Origin of the sequence: Pseudomonas sp. GD04015 (genome assembly GCF_029837675.1) — a bacterium.
GTDB lineage: Bacteria > Pseudomonadota > Gammaproteobacteria > Pseudomonadales > Pseudomonadaceae > Aquipseudomonas > Aquipseudomonas paralcaligenes.
In genome coordinates, this window is the sequence record NZ_JAOEEE010000031.1 from 15,940 (window position 1) to 39,909 (window position 23,970).

A 23,970-nucleotide genomic window follows, 5' to 3' on the forward strand; every position below is an offset into this window, starting at 1 on the left:
TCTCGCGGCCATCGACTCGCCGCCAGGGGTGCCGATATGCTCTCCTCGACCGGAGTCAGCCCGAAGGGACACCAGCACATGGCCAGAGCACCGAAGAAGGCGCCAGCCCCCACGCCAACCCTGGAGGCCACGGACAGCGCCGAAGCACGCCGCGCCGCGCTCTACCTGGTGCTGGCGGCGATCCCAGAGGGCAAGGTGGTCAGCTACGGCGAGCTGGCGGCGCTGGCCGGCCTGGGCCGGGCGGCGCGCTGGGTGGGCCGCACCCTCAGCCAGTTGCCGCCGGACACCCGCCTCCCCTGGCATCGCGTGCTCGGCGCGGGCGGCCGCCTCAGCCTGGCGGCGGGAACGCCTTCCGGCGAAGAGCAGCGCGCGCGCCTGCGCGCCGAAGGGCTGACCGTCCGCAACGATCGCGTCGACATGCGTCGCCACGCCTGGCACCCGTCGGAGTGAACGGACGGCCGCGATCCGCGTCTGACACGGGCGGAAATACCGTCCTTCCCACGACATGCCGCCGAACGCGGCTTGCGCCGGAACGGCAACAGCCCCTAGAGTGCGCCCTTTGCCCGTGCTAGCAGCCGAAAACACCACACATGCCCCGTAAAACCTGGCGCGCAGCCCTCGCCACCTATGCCCACCCGGCCGCACTGGCCCTGCTCCTGCTGGGTTTCGCCGCCGGGCTGCCGTACATGCTGGTGTTCTCCACCCTCTCGGTGTGGCTGCGCGAGGCGGGGGTGACCCACCAGACGATCGGCTACGCCAGCCTGATCGGCCTGGCCTATGCCTTCAAATGGGTGTGGGCGCCGATGCTCGATCAGTGGCGCCTGCCCCTGCTCGGCCGCCTCGGCCGGCGCCGTTCCTGGCTGGTGCTGTCCCAAGGACTGGTAGCCCTCGGCCTGATCGGCATGGCCCTGTGCGACCCGCAGCAACACCTGTCCTGGCTGATCGGCGTGGCCGTGGTGGTGGCCTTCGCCTCCGCCACCCAGGACATCGCGGTGGACGCCTACCGCCTGGAGATCGTCGACGACACCCGCCAGGCCGCCCTGGCTGCCAGCTACATGGCCGGCTACCGGGTCGCCGCGCTGCTGGCCACCGCCGGCGCCCTGTATTTCGCCGGCTGGTTCGGGACTCCCGGCGCCGGCTACCAGCATGGCGCCTGGGCCAGCACCTACCTGCTGTTCGCCATGCTGATGCTGCCCGGGCTGATCACCACCCTGTGGATGCGCGAGCCGCCGGTGCCGCTGCGCACCCAGATCGCCGCCGCGCGCTACGGCCTGTACCGCCAGCTGGCCTCGGTGCTGGTGCTGATCGTGCTGCTGGTGTCCATGCCGGCGATGTTCACCCAGTTCTTCCGCAGCGACGTATTCCTGATGCTGAGCGGCGAGATCAGCTTCGCCGAGCTGGCCCGCGAGGATCGCGCGTTCATGCGCTTCGGCCTCTACGCCATCCTCACCGCCGTGTGCCTGTCGCGCATGGGCCGACGGGGCCTGGCACCGGTGCTGACCCCGGTCAACGACTTCATCCTGCGCTACCGCTGGCAGGCGCTGCTGCTGCTCGGCCTGATCGCTACCTATCGCATGTCGGACACGGTGATGGGCGTGATGGCCAACGTCTTCTACATCGACATGGGCTTCGCCAAGAGCCAGATCGCCAGCGTCAGCAAGCTGTTCGGCCTGATCATGACACTGCTCGGCGCGGCCCTCGGCGGCCTGCTCATCGTGCGCTTCGGCATCCTGCCGATACTGCTCCTCGGCGGCGTGGCCTCGGCAGGCACCAACCTGCTGTTCGCCACCCTGTCCGGGTTCGGCGCGGTCACCCAGCCCGCGCTCTACGCCGAGCAGACGGTGAGCCACCTGCTGTGGGCGCTGGACCCGCACATGCTGATGCTGGTGGTGACCATCGCCCTCGACAACCTGAGTTCGGGCCTGGCCACCGCCGCCTTCGTGGCCTATTTGTCGAGCCTGACCAACCTGCAGTTCTCCGCCACCCAGTACGCCCTGCTCAGCTCCATCATGCTGCTGCTGCCACGCCTGGTCGGCGGCTATTCGGGGGTGATGGTGGAAAATGCCGGCTACGCCCAGTTCTTCATCGCCACCGCGCTGCTGGGCGTGCCCACGCTGATCCTGATCGTCGTGCAGTGGAGCCGCCAGGGGCGCCAGCCGCTGCCGGCACCAGAGCCAGCCGCCGCGGTGCCGCGCAGCGAGCCCTGATCAGCTCGGCTCGGGCACCTTCAGGCCCCGCGCCAGCAGCCCGGGCGTGGCGATGTCGACGCCCACCTGGCGCAGGCGGTCGCGGATTTCCTCGTTGAACCTGAAGGTCACCGGCCAGTAGTCCGAGTTGGCCGTCCACACCCGCAGCGACAGGGTGATGGCGGTCTCGCCGAGGCCCGCCACCACCACCGCCGGCGCGGGGTTCTTGAGCACCCGCGGGTCCTCGGCCATCTCGCGCAGCACCTGCTGCGCCTTCTGCAGATCGCTGTCGTAGTCGACCTTGACGTCGAACACCACCTGGCGCGTGGCCTGGCGCGAAGTGTTGGTGATGGTGCCGTTGGACAGCGCGCCGTTGGGCACGATCACCGTCCTGTTGTCGCCGGTGCGCAGCACGGTATGGAAGATCTGGATGCTGTCGACGGTGCCGCTGACGCCCTGGGCCTCGATCCAGTCGCCGATGCGGAACGGGCGGAACAGCAGGATCAGCACGCCGCCGGCGAAATTCGCCAGGCTACCCTGCAGCGCCAGGCCGATGGCCAGGCCGGCGGCGCCGATCGCGGCGATGAACGAGGTGGTCTCGATGCCGACCATGGAGGCCACGCTGATCACCAGCAGCACCTTGAGCACGATGTTCGCCAGGTTCTCGATGAAGCCCTGCAGGGCCTTGTCGGTATGGCGCATGGCGATCAGGGCGCCGACCCGCGCGGTCAGCCGGTTGATCAGCCACCAGCCGATCAGCAGCGTGACGAAGGCCAGCAGCAGCCGGCTGCCATACGCGATGACGACCGGGAACCAGGCCTCCGAAGCCGTCACCAGCTGATTCATGTTGATATCGGTCAGGTCCATGCCCGCACTCCTCTTCTCGCCGGAAACAACAACGCCATGGCAGGCCATGGCGTCACGATGGTGCTTCTTGTGCGACGGGAAAAAGGCCGGGGAGGTTCCTCCTCCGGCTCGGGCGCGTTCGCTCAGTCGCGGAAGTTGTTGTACTGCAGCGGCATGCCCAGGTCCTGGCCGCGCAGCAGGGCGATGGCCTCCTGCAGGTCGTCGCGCTTCTTGCCGGTGATGCGCACCTGCTCGCCCTGGATGGCGGCCTGCACCTTGAGCTTGGCGTCCTTGATCAGGGCGACGATCTTCTTCGCCAGCTCCTTGTCGATGCCTTCGCGGAAGGTCACTTCCTGCTTCATCACCTTGCCGGAGGCGTAGGGGTCCTTGGCCTCCATGCACTGGCTGTCGATCTTGCGCTTGATCAGGCTGGCGCGAACGATGTCGAGCACCTGCTCGAGCATGAACTCGGCCTCGGCGGTCAGGGTGATGGTCTTGTCCTTGCTCTCGATGCTGCACTTGCCGCGCAGATCGAAGCGGCGGTCGAGTTCCTTGATGGCGTTGTCGACCGCGTTGGTGAGTTCGTGCTTGTCCAGTTCCGACACCACGTCGAACGAAGGCATGGGCTTGCTCCTGATGGACGGCGCGATCCCCCTCACGGACTGAACGCGCCTGACTTGACGATAAAAATGGCGCGCTCATTATAACCAGTCTGATACACGCCGCTCGGCCAAGCTGCGGCGTCCCCTCCTTCCTCTGCCAGCGAGCCCCTCAATGCCCAACCCCCATCTCAGCATCCTGGTGGTGGACGACGCCAAATTCTCCAGCGCCATGATCGGCCGTGCCCTGAGCCAGGCCGGCTACCAGGACGTGCGTTTTGCCAGCAGCGCCGCCGAGGCCCTGCAGCAACTGGAAAAACGCCCCGCCAGCGTGCTGCTGGCCGACTGGCTGATGCCGGAGATGGACGGTCTCGAACTGACCGCCCGGGTACGCCAGCTGGACGAGACGGCCGAACACTACACCTACGTCATCCTGCTCACCGGCAAGGAAGGCGAGAACGTGCTGGTGGAGGCCTTCGACCGCGGCGTCGACGACTTCATCAGCAAGGCCGCGATGAACGAACAGCTGGTGCCACGCGTTTACGCCGCCGATCGCCTGTGCAACACCCTCCACCGCCTGCTCAACGAAAACCGCATGCTGACCCAGAACATCGCCAGCCTGGAGCAGCGCAACCTGGTCGACCCGCTGACCGGCCTGGGCAATCCGCGCTACCTGCAGCAGAAGATGCACGACTGCCTGCGCCAAGTGGAGTCCCGCGGCGGCGCCGTGTGCTACCTGCTGATCGGCCTGCAGGAAGGCCAGGCACTCAGCCGCCAGTACGGCAGCGCCTTCTGGAACGAAGTGCTGCACGGCGTGGCCCGCCGCCTGCAGCAGCTGGTACGCCCCCTCGACGTGCTGACCCGGGTGGACGACACCCACTTCGGCATGATCGCCATGCTCGAAGACCTGCAGGAATGCTCGCCCAGCAGTTTCAAACGGGTGCATGACGGGCTCAATCTCAAGGCGTTCAAGACCAGCGAGGGCTTCATCAGCCTCAAGGCCGGCATCGCCCTGGTCGGCCTGGACAGCAAGGCACTGCCGGTCGAGCCGCAGTACCTGTTCGCCGAGGCGGCGCGGGTACTGCCGGAGTCCTATGCCAGTGGCCGGGTCAGCGCGGTGCGTCTGCCGCTGTCGCAGTGACCTGGCACATCCTCGGCGCCGGCAGCCTCGGCGGCCTGTGGGCGGCACGCCTGGCCCGGGCCGGCGTACCGGTCCGGCTGGTGTTGCGTGACCCGGCCGCCCTGGCCCGCTACCACGCCCTGGGCGGGCTGACCCTGGTGGAGGACGGCGACAGCCACCTCTACCCGATCCCCGCGGAGCCCCATGCCACCGATACGCCGATCCAGCGCCTTCTGCTGGCCTGCAAGGCCTACGACGCGGAGGCGGCCGCCGCCACCCTGGCGCCGCGCCTGGCCCCGGGCGCCGAGATCGTCCTGCTGCAGAACGGCCTGGGCAGCCAGGATACGGTCGCCGCACGCCTGCCCCGCGCTCGCTGCATCTTCGCCTCCAGCACCGAAGGCGCGTTCCGCGAGGCCGACTTCCGCGTGGTCTACGCCGGCCGCGGCCACACCTGGCTCGGCATTCAGGGCGAAGAGCAAGTGCCGGCCTGGCTGGACGACCTGCGCGCCGCCGGCATTCCCCACCAGTGGACGGCGGACATCCTCGCCAAGTTGTGGCGCAAGCTGGCCCTGAACTGCGCGATCAACCCGCTGACCGTCCTGCACGACTGCCGCAACGGCGGCCTGCGCGCCTGGCCCGCGGAAGTCGCCAGCCTCTGCGAGGAACTGGCGGCGCTGCTGGAGCATGCCGGCCAGGCCGAAGCCGCCGAAGACCTGCACGGGGACGTGCTGCGGGTGATCGACGGTACCGCGGCGAACTACTCGTCCATGCACCAGGACGTGGCACGGGGCCGGCGCACCGAGATCACCTACCTGCTCGGCCATGCCTGCGCCCAGGCCGAACGCCTGGGCCTGACGCTGCCCGGGCTGGACGACCTGCTGCAACAGCTGCGCGAGCACCTGACCGCGCGCGGATTGCCCGTGACCTGAACGAGCGCTACCCTGCCCTCTCGTCCCGAACGGAATCCCCTCCTTGACCAGCCTGCGCCAGCGCCTAGACAACCTGCCCGTGGGCCGCAAGCTGCTCGCCGCGCTGCTGATACTGCTGGCGACCGTGATGCTGGTGGCCAACCTGGCCTTCATCAGCGCCGCCTACTGGATCTCCCAGGAAAGCGTCGCCCCCCAGGCCCTGCAGACCCTCGGCAAGCTGATCGCCACTCCCGAACTGAGCCGCCACGCGCTGTCATCCCCCGAGGCCGCGCGCAAGGTGCTGGAGCGCCTGGAAGGCTATGCGCCGCTGCGCGCCGCCGCACTCTACAACAGCACCGGGGTACGCCTGGCCGAACTGCAGCTGGGCCAGCCGCTGAACCTGCCCTCGCGCAGCGACGAACTGGCCCACTGGCGCCTGGCCGAATTCCGCGCCACCCAGCTGATCGACCTGCCGCAACCGGGCAAGGCGCCTGGGCGGCTGCTGCTGGTCGCCTCCAGCGAGCTGCCTGGCGCGTTCTATACCGGTACCCTCACCGCCAGCGCGGTGATCCTCGCCTTCAGCGTGGTGCTCTGGGCGCTGATCGCGCGCCAGGTGCGGCGCCTGATCACCCGGCCGATCCGCCGCCTGGAAGAGCTGTCGCGCCAGGTCACCCGCGAGGAAAACTACTCGCTGCGCGCCGCCCGCGGCAACCGCGACGAGATCGGCAGCCTGGCCGACGCCTTCAACACCATGCTCAGCCGCATCGAGGCCCGCGAGCAGCAGCTCAAGCGCGCCCGCGACGACGCCGAGAGCGCCTTCTCCCAGGCCCAGAGCCTGGCCGAGGAGACCCGCCACTCCAACCGCAAGCTGGAGCTGGAAGTGCAGGTGCGCAGCAAGATCGAGAAGAAGCTCACCGGCTTCCAGAACTACCTGAACAACATCATCGACTCCATGCCCTCGGCGCTGATCGCCCTCGACGACCAGCTCTACGTCACCCAGTGGAACCAGGAGGCCAGCGCCCTCTCCGGCACGCTGCTGGACGAGGCGCTGAACCAGCCGGTATTCCTCGCCTTCCCGCCGCTCAAGCCGTTCCTCGCCCAGCTCAAGCGCACCGCCGACCACCACCGGGTGGAGAAGATCGAGCGGGTGACCTGGCGCAAGGGCGAGGAGGCCCACCACTACGCGCTGACCTTCTACCCGCTGATGGGCGCCGGCGGCCGCGGCGTGGTGATCCGCATCGACGACATCACCCAGCGCCTGTCGCTGGAGGAAATGATGGTGCAGTCGGAGAAGATGCTCTCGGTGGGCGGCCTGGCCGCCGGCATGGCGCACGAGATCAACAACCCGCTGGGCGCCATCCTGCACAACGTGCAGAACATCCGCCGGCGCCTGTCGCCGGAGCTGGCGAAGAACCAGGATATTGCCGTGGAAGTGGGCATCGCGCTGGACGACGTCAGCGCATACCTGGACGCCCGGGAAATCCCCCAGCTGCTCGAAGGCATCGCCCAGGCCGGCTCGCGGGCGGCCAAGATCGTCAGCCACATGCTCGCCTTCAGCCGGCGCAGCAACCGCCAACTGGCGCCCTGCCAGCTGCCGGTGCTGATCGACCAGGCGCTGGAGATCGCCGGCAACGACTTCGACCTGACCGAGAGCTTCGACTTCAAGGCCATCGCCATCGAGCGCGACTTCGACCCGAACCTGGGCCCCATCCCGGCCACCGCCAACGAGATGGAACAGGTGCTGCTCAACCTGCTGAAGAACGCCGCCCAGGCCATCCACCTGCGCGACGACGACAGCGAGCCTGGGCGCATCATCCTGCGCACCCGGCTCAACCCGCCGTGGGCGGAAATCCAGGTGGAAGACAACGGCATCGGCATGCCCGAACTGGTGCGCAAGCGCATCTTCGAGCCCTTCTTCACCACCAAGGAAGTCGGCCAGGGCACCGGCTTGGGCCTGTCCGTCTCCTATTTCATCGTCACCAACAACCACAAGGGGCAGATGGAAGTGCAGTCCACCCAGGGGCAGGGCACCTGCTTCACCCTGCGCCTGCCACTGACCGCCCCCGGCGAGAACACGAGCAACTGATGGGCTACCGACTGAGCAAGATCTACACGAAGACCGGCGACAAAGGCGAAACCGGCCTGGCCGACGGCCGCCGGGTGGCCAAGAACCATCCGCGGGTGGAGGCCATGGGCGAGCTGGACACCCTCAACAGTCAGCTCGGCCTGCTGCTGGCGGACCTCGCCGAGCAGGCGACCCGGTGGCCGGGCCTGAATGAGGTCATCGAGGTCCTGGCGCCCTGCCAGCACCGCCTGTTCGACCTCGGCGGAGAACTGGCGATGCCGGCCTACCAGGCCCTGCAGGAAGGCGAAGTGGAGCGCCTGGAAGCGGCCATCGACCGCTGGAACGAGGAAGTGGGGCCGCTGGAGAACTTCATCCTGCCCGGCGGCTCCCGCCTGGTAGCCCAGGCCCACGTCTGCCGGAGCCTGGCCCGCACTGCCGAACGTCGCTGCCAGCAGCTCAACGCCGAGGAACCGGTCCGCCCAGTGGGCATGGCCTACGTCAACCGGCTGTCCGACCTGCTGTTCGTCGCCGCCCGCCTGATCGCCCGCCGCACGCAGATCAGCGAAGTGCTCTGGCAGGCGGCGGAGAAGCCTGCCCCGTAGGGTGCGCCACGCGCACCGCTGCGAGTCTTCCGGTGCGCACGGCGCACCCTACGCGGTCACACCGGCCAGAACGCGCGGATGCCGGCCACGCCCTGAGCGCCGGCCTGCCAGGCACGCTCGCGGTCCTGCGGGCCGACGCCGCCGAGCAGGAAGGCCGGCAGGTTGAGGGTACGCAGCAGGTCGGTCGCGGCCTCCCAGCCCAGCGGCGCGGCGTCCGGGTGGGTCTGGGTGGCCTGCACCGGCGACAGGGTGACGAAATCCACCCCCATGCGCACGGCCAGGGCCAGCTCCTCGGCGTCATGGCAGGAAGCCGCCAGCCAGCGCTGGCCGGGGAAGGGCCGGCCATTGGCGGCGTATTTGCGCAGTTGCTCGGCGCTCAGGTGCCAGCCAGCGGCCGGGAAGTCGCCCAGCCACTCCAGCGGGCCCTTGAGCATCACCTGCGCCTTGCCGGCGCAGAGGCCCAGGATGTCTACCGCCAGGTCGCGATACTGGGGGTCGAACATGTTCGGCGCACGCAGCTGGATCAGCCTGGCGCCGCTGGCCAGAGCGACCCGCACCCCGCGCAGCAGCTCGCCGGGCTCCAGGCCTTCGGGGGTGATCAGGTAGGTGTCGGGCAGGCGCGCCGCCGCGACGATCGGCTGGTTGGCCGCCGGGAATTCGTAGTCGAGCAGCTCGCGATCTGTGACCCAGGCCAGCGCCTGGCCTTCGGCGCCATGGGGCTCGCCGGTAAAGGCGGAGACTTCCCAGACATCCAGCAGCACCTGCTTGTCCGGATAGTCGTGGTGCACCTGGATCAACGGCCGGGCGGCACCGACGCGGATACCCAGTTCCTCTTCCAGCTCGCGGGCCAGGGCCAGCTCGACGGCCTCCCCCTCCTCCACCTTGCCCCCGGGAAACTCCCACAGACCGCCCTGGTGCTTGTCCTGCGGTCGCTTGGCGATCAGCACCCGGCCATCGGCACCACGGATCACCGCGGCGGCTACATGAATGCGCTTCACGCACCGACCTCCTGCAACGCGGCCTGGTACCAGCGCTGGAAGGCCGGCCACTGGTAGATGGTCTCGACGTAGGCGGCGGCCTCGTCCGGCAGGGCCACCCGGTAGCTGCGCAGGCGCGCCGCCACCGGGGCGAAGAAGGCATCGGCGATGCTGGCGTGGCCGAACAGGAAGGGGCCGTCCTGGCCGAAGCGCTGGCGACAGTCGGCCCACAGGCGGCTCACCCGGTCGATATCGGCCTGGGCCTCGGCGGGAATCCCGGCCAGCGCCTGGTCGCGCGCCAGGTCCATGGACATGTGGCTGCGCAGGGCGACGAAGCCGCTGTGCATCTCCGCGCAGACGCTGCGCGCCAGGGCGCGGGCGTACTGGCCGCGCGGCCACAGGTGCGCCTCGGGGAAGCGCTCGGCGAGATATTCGGCAATGGCCAGCGAATCCCACACCGGCCCTTCCTCGGTCAGCAGCACCGGCACCTTGCCGGCCGGCGAATGGGCCAGCAGCTGGCTGCGGCTGTCCGGCTGGAACAGGCGCACCGCGATCTCTTCATAGGGCGCGCCGGTCAGATCCAAGGCCAGCGCCCCGCGCAGCGACCAGGAGGAATAGTTCTTGTCGCCGATCACCAGTTTGAGGGGCATGGCAGTCTCCTTGTGGCGTTGCTTTGACACCCTCAGGAAGAGGGCCGGGATGAGGGAGCCATTGGCAGCCACGAACCTTCTGGAAGCCCCTCACCCCTCTCCCAAGGGGTGAGGGGGACCCGCTTAAGTGCGGTATTCGGCGTTGATCTTCACGTAGTCGTGGGACAGGTCGGTGGTCCAGATGGTTTCGCTGCAGCCGCCGCGACCCAGTTCGATGCGGATGGTGATCTCCTCGCGGGCCATCACCGCCGCGCCCTGGGCCTCGGTGTAGCTGGCGGCGCGGGCGCCCTTGCTGGCGATGCAGACTTCGCCGAGGAACACGTCGATCCTGCTGACGTCCAGGTTCGGCACGCCGGCGTAGCCGACGGCGGCGAGGATGCGGCCCCAGTTGGGGTCGGAGGCGAACAGCGCGGTCTTGATCAGCGGCGAGTGGGCCACGGCGTAGGCCACGTCCAGGCACTCCTGGTGAGTACCGCCGCCGTTGACCTGGACGGTAACGAACTTGGTGGCGCCCTCGCCGTCGCGGACGATGGCCTGGGCCACTTCCATGAACACCTCGAATACCGCCTGGCGCAGCTTGGCGAACAGCTCGCCGGAAGCCCCGGTGATCTCCGGCAGGGCAGCCTGGCCGGTGGCGATCAGCATGCAGCAGTCGTTGGTCGAGGTATCGCCGTCGATGGTGATGCGGTTGAACGACTTGTTGGCCGCGTCGCGCACCAAGTCCTGCAGCACGCCACGCGCCACCTTGGCGTCAGTGGCGATGTAGCCGAGCATGGTCGCCATGTTCGGCCGGATCATGCCGGCGCCCTTGCTGATGCCGGTCACGGTGACGGTCACGCCATCGTGCTGGAACTGGCGGCTGGCGCCCTTGGGCAGGGTGTCGGTGGTCATGATGCCGGTGGCGGCTTCGGCCCAATGGTCTTCGTCGAGATCGTCCAGCGCGGCCTGCAGGGCGCCCTCGATCTTCTCGACGGGCAGCGGCTCGCCGATCACCCCGGTGGAGAACGGCAGCACGGCCGTCTCGGCCACGCCGGTCAGCGCGGCCAGGGCGGCGCAGGTGCGGCGGGCGTTGGCCAGGCCATCCGGGCCGGTGCCGGCGTTGGCGTTGCCGGTGTTGGTCAGCAGGTAGCGCACGTCGCCGGTCACGCGCTCGCGGGTGACGACTACCGGGGCCGCGCAGAAGGCGTTGGTGGTGGTCACGCCGGCGATGCGCGAGCCCTCGGCGCAGCGCATCACCACCACATCCTTGCGCCCCGGGCGCTTGATGCCGGCGGAAGCGATGCCGAGTTCGAAACCGGGAACAGGGTGCAGCTTGGACAGGGGACCAAGACCGACGGCCATGGGAACGCTCCTTGTTGGGCAGTGAAGCGAAGATTGGAAAAACGCCACGAGCGGCAGGACCGGTCGCGGCGTCGTCTCTATAGCAGGCCGGAAGCGGGTCAGCTCACCTGGCCATGGCAATGCTTGTACTTCTTGCCGGACCCGCAGGGGCACGGCTCGTTACGGCCGATCTTCGGCTCGCTGCGCACCGGTGCAGCCACCATCGCCAGGTCGCCTTCGGCACCCTCGCCCTCCGCCTCGGCGGTCGGCATGGCGGAGGCCTCGGCATGCTGGAACTGCATGCGCTGGGCCATGGCCTCGGCCTCGCGGCGCTGGCGGGCCTCTTCTTCGGCCGGGTCCTCGCGGCGCACCTGAACGTGGGACAGCACGCGGATGGTGTCGCGCTTGATCGAGTCGAGCAGCTCCTGGAACAGGGTGAAGGACTCGCGCTTGTATTCCTGTTTCGGGTTCTTCTGCGCGTAACCACGCAGGTGGATGCCGTGGCGCAGGTGGTCCATGGTCGCCAGGTGGTCTTTCCACAGGTCGTCCAGCACGCGCAGCAGCATCTGCTTCTCGAAGGTACGCAGGGCCTCGGCGCCGGCCAGCTCTTCCTTCTCGGCATAGGCCGCGGTCAGTTCGGCCAGGATCTTCTCGCGCAGGGTTTCCTCGTACAGCTTCTCGTCTTCGTCGAGCCACTGCTGGATCGGCAGGCGCAGACCGAAGTCGCTGTGCAGCGCGGCCTCCAGGCCGGCGATGTCCCACTGCTCGGGCAGCGACTGCGGCGGCAGGTGGGTATTGATGGTGGCGTTGAGCATTTCCTCGCGGAACTCGACGATGGTGTCGCCGATGTTGTCGGCGGCCAGCAGGCTGTTGCGCATGTGGTAGATCACCTTGCGCTGCTCGTTGGCCACGTCGTCGTACTCGAGCAGTTGCTTGCGCATGTCGAAGTTGCGGCCTTCGACCTTGCGCTGAGCCTTCTCGATGGCGTTGGTCACCATGCGATGCTCGATGGCCTCGCCGGCCTGCATGCCGAGGGCCTTCATGAAGTTCTTCACCCGGTCTGAGGCGAAGATGCGCATCAGGCTGTCTTCCAGCGACAGGTAGAAGCGGCTGGAGCCCGGGTCGCCCTGACGGCCGGCACGGCCGCGCAGCTGGTTGTCGATACGGCGGGATTCGTGGCGCTCGGAGGCGATCACATGCAGGCCGCCGGACTCGATCACCTGCTGGTGGCGCTTCTGCCAGTCGGCCTTGATCTGGGCGATCTGTTCTTCGCTGGGCGCTTCCAGGGCAGCCACCTCGGCCTCCCAGTTGCCGCCCAGGAGGATGTCGGTACCACGACCGGCCATGTTGGTGGCCAGGGTCACGGCGCCCGGGCGACCGGCCTGGGCGATGATCTCGGCTTCCTTCTCGTGGTACTTGGCGTTGAGCACCTTGTGCTCGATGCCGGCTTCCTCGAGCAGCCTGGAGACGTATTCGGAGGTCTCGATGGAGGCGGTGCCGACCAGGATCGGCCGTCCCTGGGCCTGGCACTCGCGGATATCAGTGATGATCGCCTGGTACTTCTCTTCCTGGGTCAGGTAGACCAGGTCGTTGTAGTCCTTTCGCGCGACCGGGCGGTGGGTGGGGATCACTACCACGTCTAGGCCGTAGATCTGGCGGAACTCGAAGGCCTCGGTGTCGGCGGTGCCGGTCATGCCGGAGAGCTTCTTGTACAGGCGGAAGTAGTTCTGGAAGGTGGTCGAGGCGAGGGTCTGGCTCTCGGCCTGGATGTTCACGCCCTCCTTGGCCTCGATGGCCTGGTGCAGGCCCTCGGACAGGCGGCGGCCCTGCATGGTACGGCCAGTGTGCTCGTCGATCAGGATGACCTGATCGTTCTGCACGATGTATTCGACGTTGCGGTGGAACAGCTTGTGCGCGCGCAGGCCGGCGTAGACGTGGGTCAGCAGGCCCAGGTTGTGCGCGGCGTAGAGGCTCTCGTTCTCGGCCAGCAGGCCGGCGGCGGCGAGCATTTCCTCGACGTACTGGTGGCCGGCCTCGTTGAGTTCGACCTGGCGGGTCTTCTCGTCGACCTTGTAGTGGCCTTCCTGGGTGACCACGCCTTCCTCTTCCTCGATGTGCTGCTTGAGGCGCGGGATCAGCTGGTTGATCTGCTTGTACAGCTTGGAGCTGTCTTCGGCCTGGCCGGAGATGATCAGCGGGGTACGGGCTTCGTCGATGAGGATGGAGTCCACTTCGTCGATCACGGCGAAATTCAGTTCGCGCTGGAACTTCTCTTCCTGGGCGAAGGCCATGTTGTCGCGCAGGTAGTCGAAGCCGAACTCGTTGTTGGTGCCGTAGGTGATGTCGGCGGCATAGGCGGCGCGCTTGTCTTCCGGGCCCATGAACGGGATCACCACGCCGACCGAAAGGCCGAGGAATTCGTACAGCGGGCGCATCCAGTTGGCATCGCGGCGGGCCAGGTAGTCGTTCACCGTGACCACGTGCACGCCCTTGCCGGACAGCGCGTTGAGGTACACCGCCAGGGTGCCCACCAGGGTCTTGCCCTCGCCGGTGCGCATCTCGGCGATCTTGCCTTCGTGGAGGGTCATACCGCCGATCAGCTGCACGTCGAAGTGACGCATGCCCATCACCCGCTTGCCGGCCTCGCGGGCCACGGCGAAGGCTTCGGGAAGAAGCTGGTCGAGCGTCTCGCCCTTGGCCACCCGGGACTTGAACTCTTCCGTCTTGCCCCGCAGTTGCTCGTCGGAAAGGGCGAGCATCTGCTCTTCCAGGGCGTTGATCGCGCTCACTGTCTTGAGCATGCGCTTGACGTCACGCTCGTTCTTGCTTCCAAAGATTTTCTTCAACAGTGGCGCAAACATATCGGCAGATTCTTCCACTCTGGGGGATGGGGGGCAGCGCAGAAGGCCAGCCCGGCAGCCACTCGGCTGCATGCAAAGGGGGCATTCTACTCGGAAACGTAGGCGAGAAAAGGGCGAACTCCCGCGTACCGGCCGGATGTGCCTGACACACGCATCCACAGACCGCTCGCCCCTATATGGGGACGACCGCCGACAGCTGCAAGGCCCTTTGCTAACATGCTGCGCACAGCCGCACGAATCCTTTCCCATGAGCTTCCGCCCCCCCTTCGCCAAGACCCCCAACGCCTTGCTGCGCGAGCACAAGCCTCTGCAGGCGCTGTTCAGCGCGGCACAGCGCCTGGGCAGACTGCAGGCGCTGGTGGAGGCGCAGCTGGAGCCGGCCGCCCGCGAGCACTGCCAGGTGGCGAGCTGGAGCGAGGGCCGCCTGCTGCTGGTGACCAGCAACGGCCATTGGGCAACCCGGCTGCACTACCAGCAGCGTCGCCTGCAGCGCCTGCTGCAGGTGCTGCCGGAGTTCGCCGGGCTGGAGAAGATCCAGATCAAGGTACGCCCACCCAGCGGCCAGGTGGCTTATGAGGCGAACCAGGTCGAGCTGTCGGAGGCCGCCGCCGACAGCCTGTGCAGCGCCGCCGAAGGCATCGGCGACCCGAAGCTGCGCGCCGCCCTGGAACGCCTGGCACGCAATGCCCGACGCGAATAGATAGGCAGAAAAAAACAGGCCACCCGAGGGTGGCCTGAATACAACAGAAGGAAGGGTTATTGCTTACACGGCCGCGACCGGGCGCATGTAGGAGATCGGCGCGGTGCTGGCATCGTCGAAGACCACCACTTCCCAAGCATCTTTCTGCTCGATCAGGGTGCGCAGCAGACGATTGTTCAGCGCGTGGCCCGACTTGAAGCCACGGAACTCGCCGATCAGGCTGTTGCCCAGCAGGTAGAGATCGCCGATGGCATCGAGGATCTTGTGCTTGACGAACTCGTCCTCGTAACGGAGGCCGTCTTCGTTGAGCACGCGGAACTCGTCCACCACGATGGCGTTTTCCACGCTGCCGCCGAGTGCCAGGTTCTGCGAACGCAGGAACTCGATGTCGCGCATGAACCCGAAGGTCCGTGCGCGGCTCACTTCCTTGACGAAGGAAGTGCTGGAGAAGTCGACGCTGGCGGTCTGGGTGCGACCACGGAACACCGGGTGATCGAAATCGATCTCGAAGCTCACTTTGAAACCGTCGAAGGGCAGGAAGGTGGCGCGCTTGTCGCCCTCCTCCACCGTCACTTCGCGCAGTACGCGGATGAACTGCTTGGGTGCTTCCTGCTCTTCCAGGCCAGCAGATTGAATCAGGAACACGAAGGGACCAGCGCTGCCATCCATGATCGGGACTTCGGACGCCGACAGCTCGACGTAGGCGTTGTCGATGCCCAGGCCTGCCATGGCCGAAAGCAAGTGCTCGACGGTGTCCACCTTGACGTCACCATTGACCAGGGTGGTCGACATGGTGGTCTCACCGACATTCTCGGCGCGGGCGGGGATTTCCACGACCGGATCCAGATCGGTGCGACGGAACACGATACCCGTATCCACCGGGGCCGGCTTGAGGGTCAGGTAAACCTTCTCCCCCGAGTGCAGGCCAACGCCGGTGGCTCGGATGATGTTCTTCAGGGTGCGTTGTCTGATCATGGTTTTGGCTGCGCTTGTTGCGAACTGTTTTCAACAATGGGCGGCAATGTTAGCAGAACCGCCCTTTGCTGAACACCAATCACCTTCATACTCCTGATAAATTGCCTCAATCAGCCTGACGACGCAGGAAGGCCGGGATATCCAGATAATCCAGGTCGTCCTGGGTGTTCAGCTTGGCCGCGGCGGCACTGCCGGCGAGGCTCTGGCGCTGAACGGTCGGGCGCTCGTAGTCCTTGTAGTTGACGGCCGGCTGCTCGGCGGCGCGCGGCGCGGCGCTGACGGTGGTGGACGGCGTGGCCACGGCGGTCGGCACGGTGTTGTCGATCACCTTGACCGGCTTCTCGATGCGCGCGCCCAGGCCGGTAGCGACCACGGTCACGTGCAGCTCGTCGCGCATGTCGGCGTCGATTACCGCGCCCACCTTGACGGTGGCCGCCTCGGAGGCGAAGGCCTCGATGATCTCGCCCACGGCGGCGTACTCGCCCAGCGACAGGTCCAGACCAGCGGTGATGTTGACCAGGATGCCGCGCGCGCCCTGCAGGTTGACGTCTTCCAGCAGCGGGTTGCGGATGGCCGCCTCGGTAGCCTCGCGGGCACGGTTCGGACCGCTGGCGCAGCCGGTACCCATCATCGCCATGCCCATTTCGCCCATCACGGTCTTCACGTCGGCGAAGTCGACGTTCATCAGGCCCGGACGCTGCATGATGTCGGAGATGCCGCGCACGGCGCCGGACAGCACGTCGTCGGCCTTGGCGAAGGCGGACAGCAGGCTGGCGTCCTTGCCGAGGATGGTCAGCAGCTTCTCGTTGGGGATGGTGATCAGCGAGTCGACGCACTCGGACAGTGCACGGATGCCGTCGTCGGCGACCTGCATGCGCTTGCGGCCCTCGAACGGGAACGGACGGGTCACCACGGCAACGGTGAGGATGCCCATTTCCTTCGCCACTTCGGCGATGATCGGCGCCGCACCGGTACCGGTGCCACCACCCATGCCGGTGGTGATGAAGACCATGTCGGCGCCGTTCAGCACCTCGGCGATGCGCTCGCGGTCTTCCATGGCGGCCTGACGGCCGATTTCCGGATTGGTGCCGGCGCCCAGGCCCTTGGTCACGCCCGGGCCGAGCTGCAGCACGGTGCGCGCGCCGATGTTCTTCAGCGCCTGCGCGTCGGTGTTGGCGCAGATGAATTCCACGCCTTCGATGTTGTTCTTGATCATGTGGTTCACGGCGTTGCCACCGCCGCCACCCACGCCGATCACCTTGATGACTGCACTTTGCGGGACGTTATCTACCAGTTCGAACATTTCCCCTCTCCTTCCTTTTTTAGTTATCGCCTACAGCTACCGCGGGTTTCACATCAGAAATTGCCCTGGACCCAGCGTTTCAGCCGTTCCAGTACCGGTGTTCGGGGCTCATCGCCATATTGGATTCCAGGCGCGTGGTAGCCGTCGGACTGCTTGCGCAGCCCATACATCAGCAGGCCCACGCCCGTGGAATAGATCGGATTACGCACGACGTCGGTCAGTCCCTTGACGCTGTGGGGCACGCCCAGCCGCACCGGCATGTGAAAGATCTCTTCGGCCAGCTCGACAGCGCCTTCCATCTTGGAGGTGCCGCCGGTGAGGACGATCCCGGCCGGGATCATGTCCTCGTAGCCGCTGCGCCGCAGCTCGGCCTGGATCAACGTGAAGAGCTCGTCGTAACGGGGCTCCACGACCTCGGCCAGCGCCTGGCGGGACAGCTCCCGCGGTGGCCGGTCGCCCACGCTGGGAACCTTGATGGTTTCCCCGGGACCGGCCAGTTTGGCTAGGGCGCAAGCATATCGAATCTTGATTTCCTCGGCATACTGGGTCGGGGTGCGTAATGCCATTGCAATATCATTGGTGACCTGGTCGCCGGCGATCGGAATCACCGCCGTGTGACGGATCGCACCCTCCGTGAAGATGGCGATATCGGTGGTGCCGCCACCGATGTCGACCAGGCACACGCCCAGCTCCTTCTCGTCCTCGGTCAGCACCGAGTAGGCGGAAGCCAGCTGTTCCAGAATGATGTCGTCCACTTCCAGGCCGCAGCGGCGCACGCATTTCTCGATGTTCTGCGCGGCGTTGGTGGCACAGGTGACCACATGCACCTTGGCCTCCAGGCGCACGCCGGACATGCCCAGCGGCTCGCGCACGCCCTCCTGATTGTCGATCACGTAGTCCTGGGCGAGGGTGTGCAGCACCCGCTGGTCGGCCGGGATGGCCACCGCCTGGGCGGCGTCGAGCACGCGCTCCAGATCGGCCGGGCTCACTTCGCGGTCGCGGATGGCGACGATGCCGTGGCTGTTCAGGCTGCGGATGTGGTTGCCGGCGATGCCGACGAAGGCCGAGTGGATGCGGCAGCCGGCCATCAGCTGCGCCTCCTCGATGGCACGCTGGATCGACTGCACGGTGGACTCGATGTTCACCACCACGCCCTTCTTCAGGCCACGCGACGGGCTGGTGCCGATCCCGACGATCTCCAGCTCGCCATCGGCGGTCACCTCGCCCACCAGCGCCACCACCTTGGCGGTGCCGATATCCAGGCCGACGATCATCTTGCCGCTCTGCACGCTTGCCATGGTCTCTACTGTTCTCCTCGATTCACTGGACGGCGACCGTCGTTTCGGTCGCCGCCGGCGCCACCGGCTCGCGCCAGGCCACGGCCAGGCCGTTGGCGTAGCGCAGGTCGATGCGCGCGATATTCGCGATCTGCTGCTTGAGCACCTTGTCGTGGATGCTGGCGAACCGGCGCATCTTGTCGACCAGGTGATCCCTGCCCAGGAGGATTTCCACGCCCTGGGCACTGCTGATGAACCAGCTGCCGTGTTCGCGCAGCTCCAGGCTGCTGATGGTGAAGCCCATCGGCCGCAGCAGCTGGCTGAGCACCTGGTACTGCTGCATCACCTGCTGCTGGGCGCGCTTCGGCCCGGACAGCAGCGGCAGGTGTTCGTAATTGGCCGCCTCGCGCGGGGCGAAGGCCTCGCCCTGGTTGTTGAGCAGCGCGCCGTCGCCCCAGCGGGCCACCGGCAGTTGCTCCTCCAGGGTGATGGAGACCTGGTCCGGCCATACCCGGCGTACTTCCGCATGGGCGATCCAGGGCATGTGCTCCAGCTCGGCGCGCAGGCTGGCCAGGTCGATGGTGAAGAAGCTGGCCGAGACGTAGGGCGCGATGCGCTCCTGCACCGCCTGCTGGCTGATGTAGCTCAGCTCGCCCTGCACGCTGACCCGGGCGATCGGCCGGTCGGCGTAGGGCAGCAGGCGCTGAGCGCCCTCGTAGGTGCCCAGGCCGAGGGCGATCAGCATCAGCGGCCAGCCCAGGCGCTTGATGGCGCGCGCCAGGCCGCTGAAATCCGGCTTCGGCAGGCGCGCCGCCAGCGGTTCCCTGGCCACCATCCGGCTCGCGCCGCGCGCAGCGATAGGCTGACGCCGGCTAGCGCCTCCCATCGGCTGTGCGGGGTGACGGATAGTGGCGACCATGGCTTAGCCCCTCGCCTCGACGCTGTCGGCCAGGATCGCCAGCACCAGCTGCTGGAAATCCAGACCGGCGGCGCGCGCGGCCATCGGTACCAGGCTGTGATCGGTCATGCCCGGCACGGTGTTCACTTCCAGCAGCCAGAACTTGCCGCTGGCATCCTGCATCACGTCGGCGCGCGCCCAGCCCTGGGTGCCCACGGCCTCGCAGGCACGCGCGGTGAGATCCTTCAGCTCCGCCTCTTTCTCGGCCGACAGGCCGCAGGGGATGCGGTACTGGGTGTCATTGGCCAGGTACTTGGCGTCGTAGTCGTAGAAGGTGTGCGGAGTGCCCAGGCCGATGGGCGGCAGCACCTGGCCGCGCAGCATGGCGATGGTGAACTCGGGGCCGTCGATCATCTGCTCGACCAGCACCTGCGAGTCGTAGCGACCGGCATCCTTCCAGGCAGCAATCAGTGCATCCACATCGGCGACCTTGGCCATGCCGATGCTGGAGCCCTCGTGGGCCGGTTTGACGAACAGTGGGAAGCCCAGCTCATCGGCGGCCGCGCGGCAGTCCGCCTCGCTGGCCAGCACCGCGTGGTTCGGCGTCGGCAGGCCCAGGCTCAACCACACGCGCTTGGTGCGCAGCTTGTCCATGGCCAGGGCCGAGGCGAGGATGCCGCTGCCGGTGTAGGGGATGCCGGCGCACTCCAGCAGGCCCTGCATGGAGCCGTCCTCGCCGCCACGACCGTGCAGCACGATGAAGGCGCGATCGATCTTCTCGCTGGTCAGGCGCTGCAGGAAATCGTCACCCACGTCGATGCCGAAGGCGTCCACGCCGGCACTCCGCAGGGCCTCGAGCACGGCGGCGCCGGACTTCAGCGACACCTCGCGCTCGGCGCTCTTGCCGCCGAACAGCACGGCCACGCGACCGAAGGCCTTGGGATCGAGGGTGGAATGCAGGCTCATTTCGACTCACCTTGAACAGCAAACAGCGGGTGCTTGATCAGTTGCGGGGCCACCCCGCCGATATCGCCGGCGCCCTGGCACAGCAGGATGTCGCCGGCGCGCAGCAGCGGCTTGATGATCGGTGCCAGGTCGGCGCCGCGCTCGACGTAGATCGGGTCGAGCTGGCCGCGCTGGCGGATGCTGTGGCACAGGTGACGGCTGTCGGCGCCGGGCACCGGCTCTTCGCCGGCCGGGTAGACCTCCATCAGCAGCAGCACGTTGGCGTCGCCGAGCACCTGGACGAAGTCTTCGTACAGGTCGCGGGTACGGCTGTAGCGGTGCGGCTGGTACAGGATCACCAGGCGGCGCTCCGGCCAGCCACCGCGCACGGCCTTGATCACCGCGGCCACTTCGCGCGGGTGGTGGCCGTAGTCGTCCACCAGCATCACGCTGCCGTCGCCCACCGGCAGTTCACCGTAGACCTGGAAGCGCCGGCCGACGCCCTGGAAGCCGGACAGGCCCTGCACGATGGCGGCGTCCTCGATGCCCTCGTCGGTGGCGATGGCGATGGTCGCCAGTGCGTTCAGCACGTTGTGGTTGCCCGGCATGTTGACCGAGACATCCAGCGGCTCGCGGCCCGGGCGCAGAGCGGTGAAGTAGGTACGCATGCTGTCCTGGCGCACGTTGATGGCGCGCACGTCGGCGTCCTCGGCAAAGCCGTAGGTCACGGTCGGGCGGGCCACCTGGGGCAGCAGCTCGCGCACCACCGGGTCATCCACGCAGAGCACGGCCAGGCCGTAGAACGGCAGGTTGTGGAGGAACTCGATGAAGGTCTTCTTGAGGACGTTGAAGTCGCCGCCGTAGGTGCTCATGTGGTCGGCGTCGATGTTGGTGACCACCGAGACCATCGGCTGCAGGTGCAGGAAGCTGGCGTCGCTCTCGTCCGCCTCGGCGATCAGGTAGCGGCTGCCGCCGAGTTGGGCGTTGGTGCCGGCGGCATTGAGGCGGCCGCCGATGACGAAGGTCGGGTCCAGGCCGCCGGCGGCGAATACCGAGGCCAGCAGGCTGGTGGTGGTGGTCTTGCCATGGGTGCCGGCCACGGCGATGCCGTGGCGGTAGCGCATCAGCTCGGCGAGCATCTCGGCGCGCGGCACCACCGGAATGCGTCGCTCCAGGGCGGTGGCGACTTCCGGGTTGGAGGTGTTGATCGCGCTGGAGACCACCAGCACGTCGGCCTGCTCGGCGTTCTCGGCGCGGTGGCCGATGTAGACGATGGCGCCGAAGCTTTCCAGGCGCTCGGTCACGGCCGAGGCCTTGAGGTCGGAACCGGAGACTTCGTAGCCCAGGTTCAGCAGCACCTCGGCGATGCCGCACATGCCGGCGCCGCCGATACCGACGAAGTGGATGCGACGGATGCGGCGCATGCGGCGGATTTCCGAACGGGCGGCGGCGGGAGACTTAGCCACGGGCCACCTCCAGACAGATGTCGACCACCGTGCGGGTGGCGTCCGGCCTGGCCAGGCTGCGCGCGGTGCGGCCCATGGCCTCGAGTTTTTCAGGGTGCATCAGAACCTCGGTCAACTGCGCGGCGAGCTTGTCCGCGTCGGTTGCATGTTGCGGCAGAAGGATGGCGGCGCCCTCCTTCGCCAGATATTCGGCATTGCGGGTCTGGTGGTCGTCGATCGCGTGCGGCAGCGGCACGAGGAACGACGGCAGGCCAGCGGCGGCCAGCTCGCTGACGGTCAGCGCGCCGGCGCGGCAGATCACCAGATCGGCCCAGGCATAGGCCCGGGCCATGTCCTTGATGAAGGGCGCGACCTCGGCTTCGACCGCGACTTCGCGATAACGCTCCGCTGTGACGTGATCGTGCTGCTTGCCGGCCTGGTGGAACACCTGCGGGCGCAGTTCGGCCGGCACTTTGGCCAGGGCCGCGGGCAGCAGTTTGTTCAGCGGCTCGGCGCCCAGGCTGCCGCCCAGCACCAGCAGGCGCGGCTTGCGGCCCGCGAGGGTGTCGCGCGGGGTTTCCAGGAACAGCTCCTCGCGCACCGGGTTGCCGGTGGTACGGCGCTTGGCGCTGTCGCCGAAGGTGTTGGGGAAGCCTTCGCACACGCGCTGGGCGAAGGGCACCAGGCTGCGGTTGGCAGTGCCGGCCACGGCGTTCTGCTCCTGGATGATCAGCGGCGCGCCGTCGAGCCTGGCTGCCAGGCCGCCCGGGCCGGTGACGTAGCCACCCATGCCCAGCACGCAGACCGGCTGCAGCTCACGCATCACCTTGCGCGCCTGGAACAGGGCGCGGACCAGCTGGAACGGCGCCTTGAGCAGGGACAGCCTGCTCTTACCACGCAGGCCGCTGACCTGGATCAGGTGCAACGGCAGCTCGGCGGCCGGCACCAGTTCGTTCTCGATGCCGCGCGGCGTGCCCAGCCAGTGCACGCTGTAGCCGCGGGCCTTGAACTCGCGGGCGCAGGCCAGGGCCGGGAATACGTGGCCGCCGGTGCCGCCGGCCATGATCAGGACGTTACCGCGCATGCTTGACCTCCTCGTTGTCGAAGAAGTCCGCTTCGCTGAACTCGACCTCCTCGCTGCCCAGCGAGGTGCGCCGTTCCCATTCGATGCGCAGGAGCATGGCCAGGCTGACGCAGCAGATGATCAGCGAGCTGCCGCCGTAGCTGAGGAACGGCAGGGTCAGGCCCTTGGTCGGCAGCAGGCCGACGTTCACGCCGATGTTGATCAGCACCTGGCCGATCCACTGCATGGCGATGCCGTAGGCCACGTAGGCCGAGAACAGCTGCTTGGCCTTCTCCGCCCACAGGCCGATGTACAGGGCGCGCACGGCGACGAAGACGAACAGGCCGACGGTGACCAGCGCACCGACCATGCCCAGTTCCTCGGCCAGCACGGCGAACACGAAGTCGGTATGCGCCTCCGGCAGGTAGAACTGCTTCTGCACGCTGTTGCCCAGGCCCACGCCGAACCACTCGCCACGGCCGAAGGCGATCAGCGCCTGGCTCAGCTGGTAGCCGGCGCCGAACTGGTCGGCCCAGGGATCGACGAAGTTGGTCAGGCGCTCCATCCGGTAGCTCTGCGCGGTCATCACCAGCACCCCGGCGCCGAGCACGGCGGCGGCCAGCGGGATGAAGCGCACCAGGTTGATACCGCCGAGGAACAGCATGGCGATGCAGGAGCCGACCAGCACCACGGTGGCGCCGAAGTCCGGTTCGGCCAGCAGCAGAGCGGCCATGGGCGCCAGCACCAGCATCGGCTTGAGGAAGCCGGAGAGCTTCTCGCGCACCTCTTCCTGGCGGCGCACCAGGTAGCCGGCGATGAACACCACGGTGAACAGCTTTGCCAGTTCGGACGGCTGCACGTTGAACATGCCGAAGCCGATCCAGCGCTTGGCGCCGTTCACTTCGCGGCCGATGCCCGGCAGCAGCACCAGGATCAGCAGGACGAAGGCGACCAGCAGCAGGGTGGCGCCGAAGCGCTGCCACATGGCCATGGGGATCAGCAGGGTGAGCAGCGCGGCGGAGATACCCAGGCCGAGATAGATCAGGTGGCGGATCATGTGGTACAGCGGGTTGCCGGACATGGCCGCGGCCACCTCCGAACTGGCCGAGGTGATCATCACCAGGCCCAGGCCGAGCAGGGCCAGGCAACCGGCCAGCAGCGGGAAGTCGAGGTCGATGCCGCGACGGGTGCGCAGCGGCGACGGGGCGGCGAGCAGTCGGGCGAGCAGGC

Annotated in this window: 20 protein-coding genes and 1 pseudogene; 7 read left to right on the plus strand and 14 right to left on the minus strand. The window is 67.5% G+C overall.

Features of this window, described 5'->3' with window-relative positions; translation table 11 throughout:
• The first annotated feature begins 78 nt into the window (after positions 1-78).
• Both N7640_RS20405 and N7640_RS20410 read left to right on the plus strand, forming a co-directional pair.
• A complete protein-coding gene (locus N7640_RS20405; protein ID WP_220813952.1) occupies positions 79-450 on the plus strand; it encodes an MGMT family protein in 372 nt (123 codons plus the stop codon).
• A 140-nt stretch (positions 451-590) separates the two neighbouring features.
• A complete protein-coding gene (locus N7640_RS20410; RefSeq protein ID WP_220813951.1) occupies positions 591-2,207 on the plus strand; it encodes an AmpG family muropeptide MFS transporter in 1,617 nt (538 codons plus the stop codon).
• Here the strand turns inward: N7640_RS20410 and N7640_RS20415 are convergent, their stop codons facing one another.
• Both N7640_RS20415 and N7640_RS20420 read right to left on the minus strand, forming a co-directional pair.
• Positions 2,208-3,053 (minus strand): mechanosensitive ion channel family protein, encoded by an 846-nt coding sequence (locus tag N7640_RS20415; protein WP_220813950.1) that lies wholly within the window; start codon positions 3,051-3,053, stop codon positions 2,208-2,210.
• Positions 3,054-3,175: 122 nt separating this feature from the next.
• Complete coding sequence (locus tag N7640_RS20420; RefSeq protein ID WP_220813949.1) at positions 3,176-3,655, minus strand: YajQ family cyclic di-GMP-binding protein; 480 nt, start codon at positions 3,653-3,655, stop codon at positions 3,176-3,178.
• 139 nt (positions 3,656-3,794) lie between these two features.
• On the opposite strand from N7640_RS20420, the pseudogene N7640_RS20425 reads away from it, so the two are divergent.
• The 4 genes and pseudogenes from N7640_RS20425 to N7640_RS20440 all read left to right on the plus strand — a co-directional run.
• A pseudogene (locus tag N7640_RS20425) lies at positions 3,795-4,772 on the plus strand (response regulator); the annotation flags it as partial.
• A complete protein-coding gene (locus tag N7640_RS20430; protein WP_279904730.1) occupies positions 4,769-5,680 on the plus strand; it encodes a putative 2-dehydropantoate 2-reductase in 912 nt (303 codons plus the stop codon). The pseudogene N7640_RS20425 and the gene N7640_RS20430, both read left to right, overlap by 4 nt.
• A 43-nt stretch (positions 5,681-5,723) precedes the next feature.
• Positions 5,724-7,745: an ATP-binding protein gene (locus tag N7640_RS20435; protein WP_279904729.1), complete on the plus strand. Its 2,022-nt coding sequence runs from the start codon at positions 5,724-5,726 to the stop codon at positions 7,743-7,745.
• Positions 7,745-8,326 (plus strand): cob(I)yrinic acid a,c-diamide adenosyltransferase, encoded by a 582-nt coding sequence (locus N7640_RS20440; RefSeq protein ID WP_279904728.1) that lies wholly within the window; start codon positions 7,745-7,747, stop codon positions 8,324-8,326. Before N7640_RS20435 ends, N7640_RS20440 begins: the two co-directional genes overlap by 1 nt.
• Before the next feature lie 56 nt (positions 8,327-8,382).
• On the opposite strand, the gene N7640_RS20445 is transcribed toward N7640_RS20440, so the two are convergent.
• The 4 genes from N7640_RS20445 to secA all read right to left on the minus strand — a co-directional run bounded on the left by N7640_RS20445 (position 8,383) and on the right by secA (position 14,134).
• Entirely contained in the window at positions 8,383-9,324 is a 942-nt protein-coding gene (locus N7640_RS20445; RefSeq protein WP_279904726.1) for a Nudix family hydrolase, read from the minus strand.
• Positions 9,321-9,953 (minus strand): glutathione S-transferase family protein, encoded by a 633-nt coding sequence (locus N7640_RS20450; protein ID WP_279904725.1) that lies wholly within the window; start codon positions 9,951-9,953, stop codon positions 9,321-9,323. The genes N7640_RS20445 and N7640_RS20450 overlap by 4 nt, the downstream gene beginning before the upstream one ends.
• A gap of 123 nt (positions 9,954-10,076) precedes the next feature.
• Complete coding sequence (argJ, locus tag N7640_RS20455; protein ID WP_220813941.1) at positions 10,077-11,294, minus strand: bifunctional glutamate N-acetyltransferase/amino-acid acetyltransferase ArgJ; 1,218 nt, start codon at positions 11,292-11,294, stop codon at positions 10,077-10,079.
• A gap of 98 nt (positions 11,295-11,392) precedes the next feature.
• Positions 11,393-14,134 carry a preprotein translocase subunit SecA gene (secA, locus tag N7640_RS20460; protein ID WP_220813940.1) on the minus strand — a complete coding sequence of 914 codons (2,742 nt, stop codon included), beginning with the start codon at positions 14,132-14,134 and terminating at the stop codon, positions 11,393-11,395.
• A gap of 247 nt (positions 14,135-14,381) precedes the next feature.
• Here secA and N7640_RS20465 point away from each other — a divergent pair, with 247 nt between their 5' ends.
• Complete coding sequence (locus tag N7640_RS20465; protein WP_279904723.1) at positions 14,382-14,834, plus strand: DciA family protein; 453 nt, start codon at positions 14,382-14,384, stop codon at positions 14,832-14,834.
• 63 nt (positions 14,835-14,897) lie between these two features.
• Here N7640_RS20465 and lpxC read toward each other — a convergent pair whose 3' ends face one another.
• The 8 genes from lpxC to ftsW all read right to left on the minus strand — a co-directional run bounded on the left by lpxC (position 14,898) and on the right by ftsW (position 23,968).
• Positions 14,898-15,809 carry a UDP-3-O-acyl-N-acetylglucosamine deacetylase gene (gene lpxC / locus N7640_RS20470; RefSeq protein ID WP_220813938.1) on the minus strand — a complete coding sequence of 304 codons (912 nt, stop codon included), beginning with the start codon at positions 15,807-15,809 and terminating at the stop codon, positions 14,898-14,900.
• 106 nt (positions 15,810-15,915) lie between these two features.
• Positions 15,916-17,112 carry a cell division protein FtsZ gene (gene ftsZ, locus N7640_RS20475; protein ID WP_220813937.1) on the minus strand — a complete coding sequence of 399 codons (1,197 nt, stop codon included), beginning with the start codon at positions 17,110-17,112 and terminating at the stop codon, positions 15,916-15,918.
• 53 nt (positions 17,113-17,165) lie between these two features.
• Positions 17,166-18,410 carry a cell division protein FtsA gene (gene ftsA, locus N7640_RS20480; protein WP_220813936.1) on the minus strand — a complete coding sequence of 415 codons (1,245 nt, stop codon included), beginning with the start codon at positions 18,408-18,410 and terminating at the stop codon, positions 17,166-17,168.
• A gap of 22 nt (positions 18,411-18,432) precedes the next feature.
• The gene (locus N7640_RS20485; RefSeq protein ID WP_279904753.1) at positions 18,433-19,275 is read right to left on the minus strand and encodes a cell division protein FtsQ/DivIB; all 843 of its coding nucleotides are present in this window, start codon (positions 19,273-19,275) and stop codon (positions 18,433-18,435) included.
• Between the two features lie 36 nt (positions 19,276-19,311).
• A complete protein-coding gene (locus tag N7640_RS20490; protein ID WP_279904721.1) occupies positions 19,312-20,253 on the minus strand; it encodes a D-alanine--D-alanine ligase in 942 nt (313 codons plus the stop codon).
• Positions 20,250-21,656 carry a UDP-N-acetylmuramate--L-alanine ligase gene (gene murC, locus N7640_RS20495; protein WP_279904752.1) on the minus strand — a complete coding sequence of 469 codons (1,407 nt, stop codon included), beginning with the start codon at positions 21,654-21,656 and terminating at the stop codon, positions 20,250-20,252. The genes N7640_RS20490 and murC overlap by 4 nt, the downstream gene beginning before the upstream one ends.
• 34 nt (positions 21,657-21,690) lie before the next feature.
• Positions 21,691-22,761, minus strand: a complete 1,071-nt coding sequence (gene murG, locus N7640_RS20500; protein WP_279904720.1) for an undecaprenyldiphospho-muramoylpentapeptide beta-N-acetylglucosaminyltransferase — start codon at positions 22,759-22,761, stop codon at positions 21,691-21,693.
• Positions 22,751-23,968 carry a putative lipid II flippase FtsW gene (gene ftsW, locus N7640_RS20505; protein WP_279904751.1) on the minus strand — a complete coding sequence of 406 codons (1,218 nt, stop codon included), beginning with the start codon at positions 23,966-23,968 and terminating at the stop codon, positions 22,751-22,753. The genes murG and ftsW overlap by 11 nt, the downstream gene beginning before the upstream one ends.
• Between the last annotated feature and the right edge of the window lie 2 nt (positions 23,969-23,970).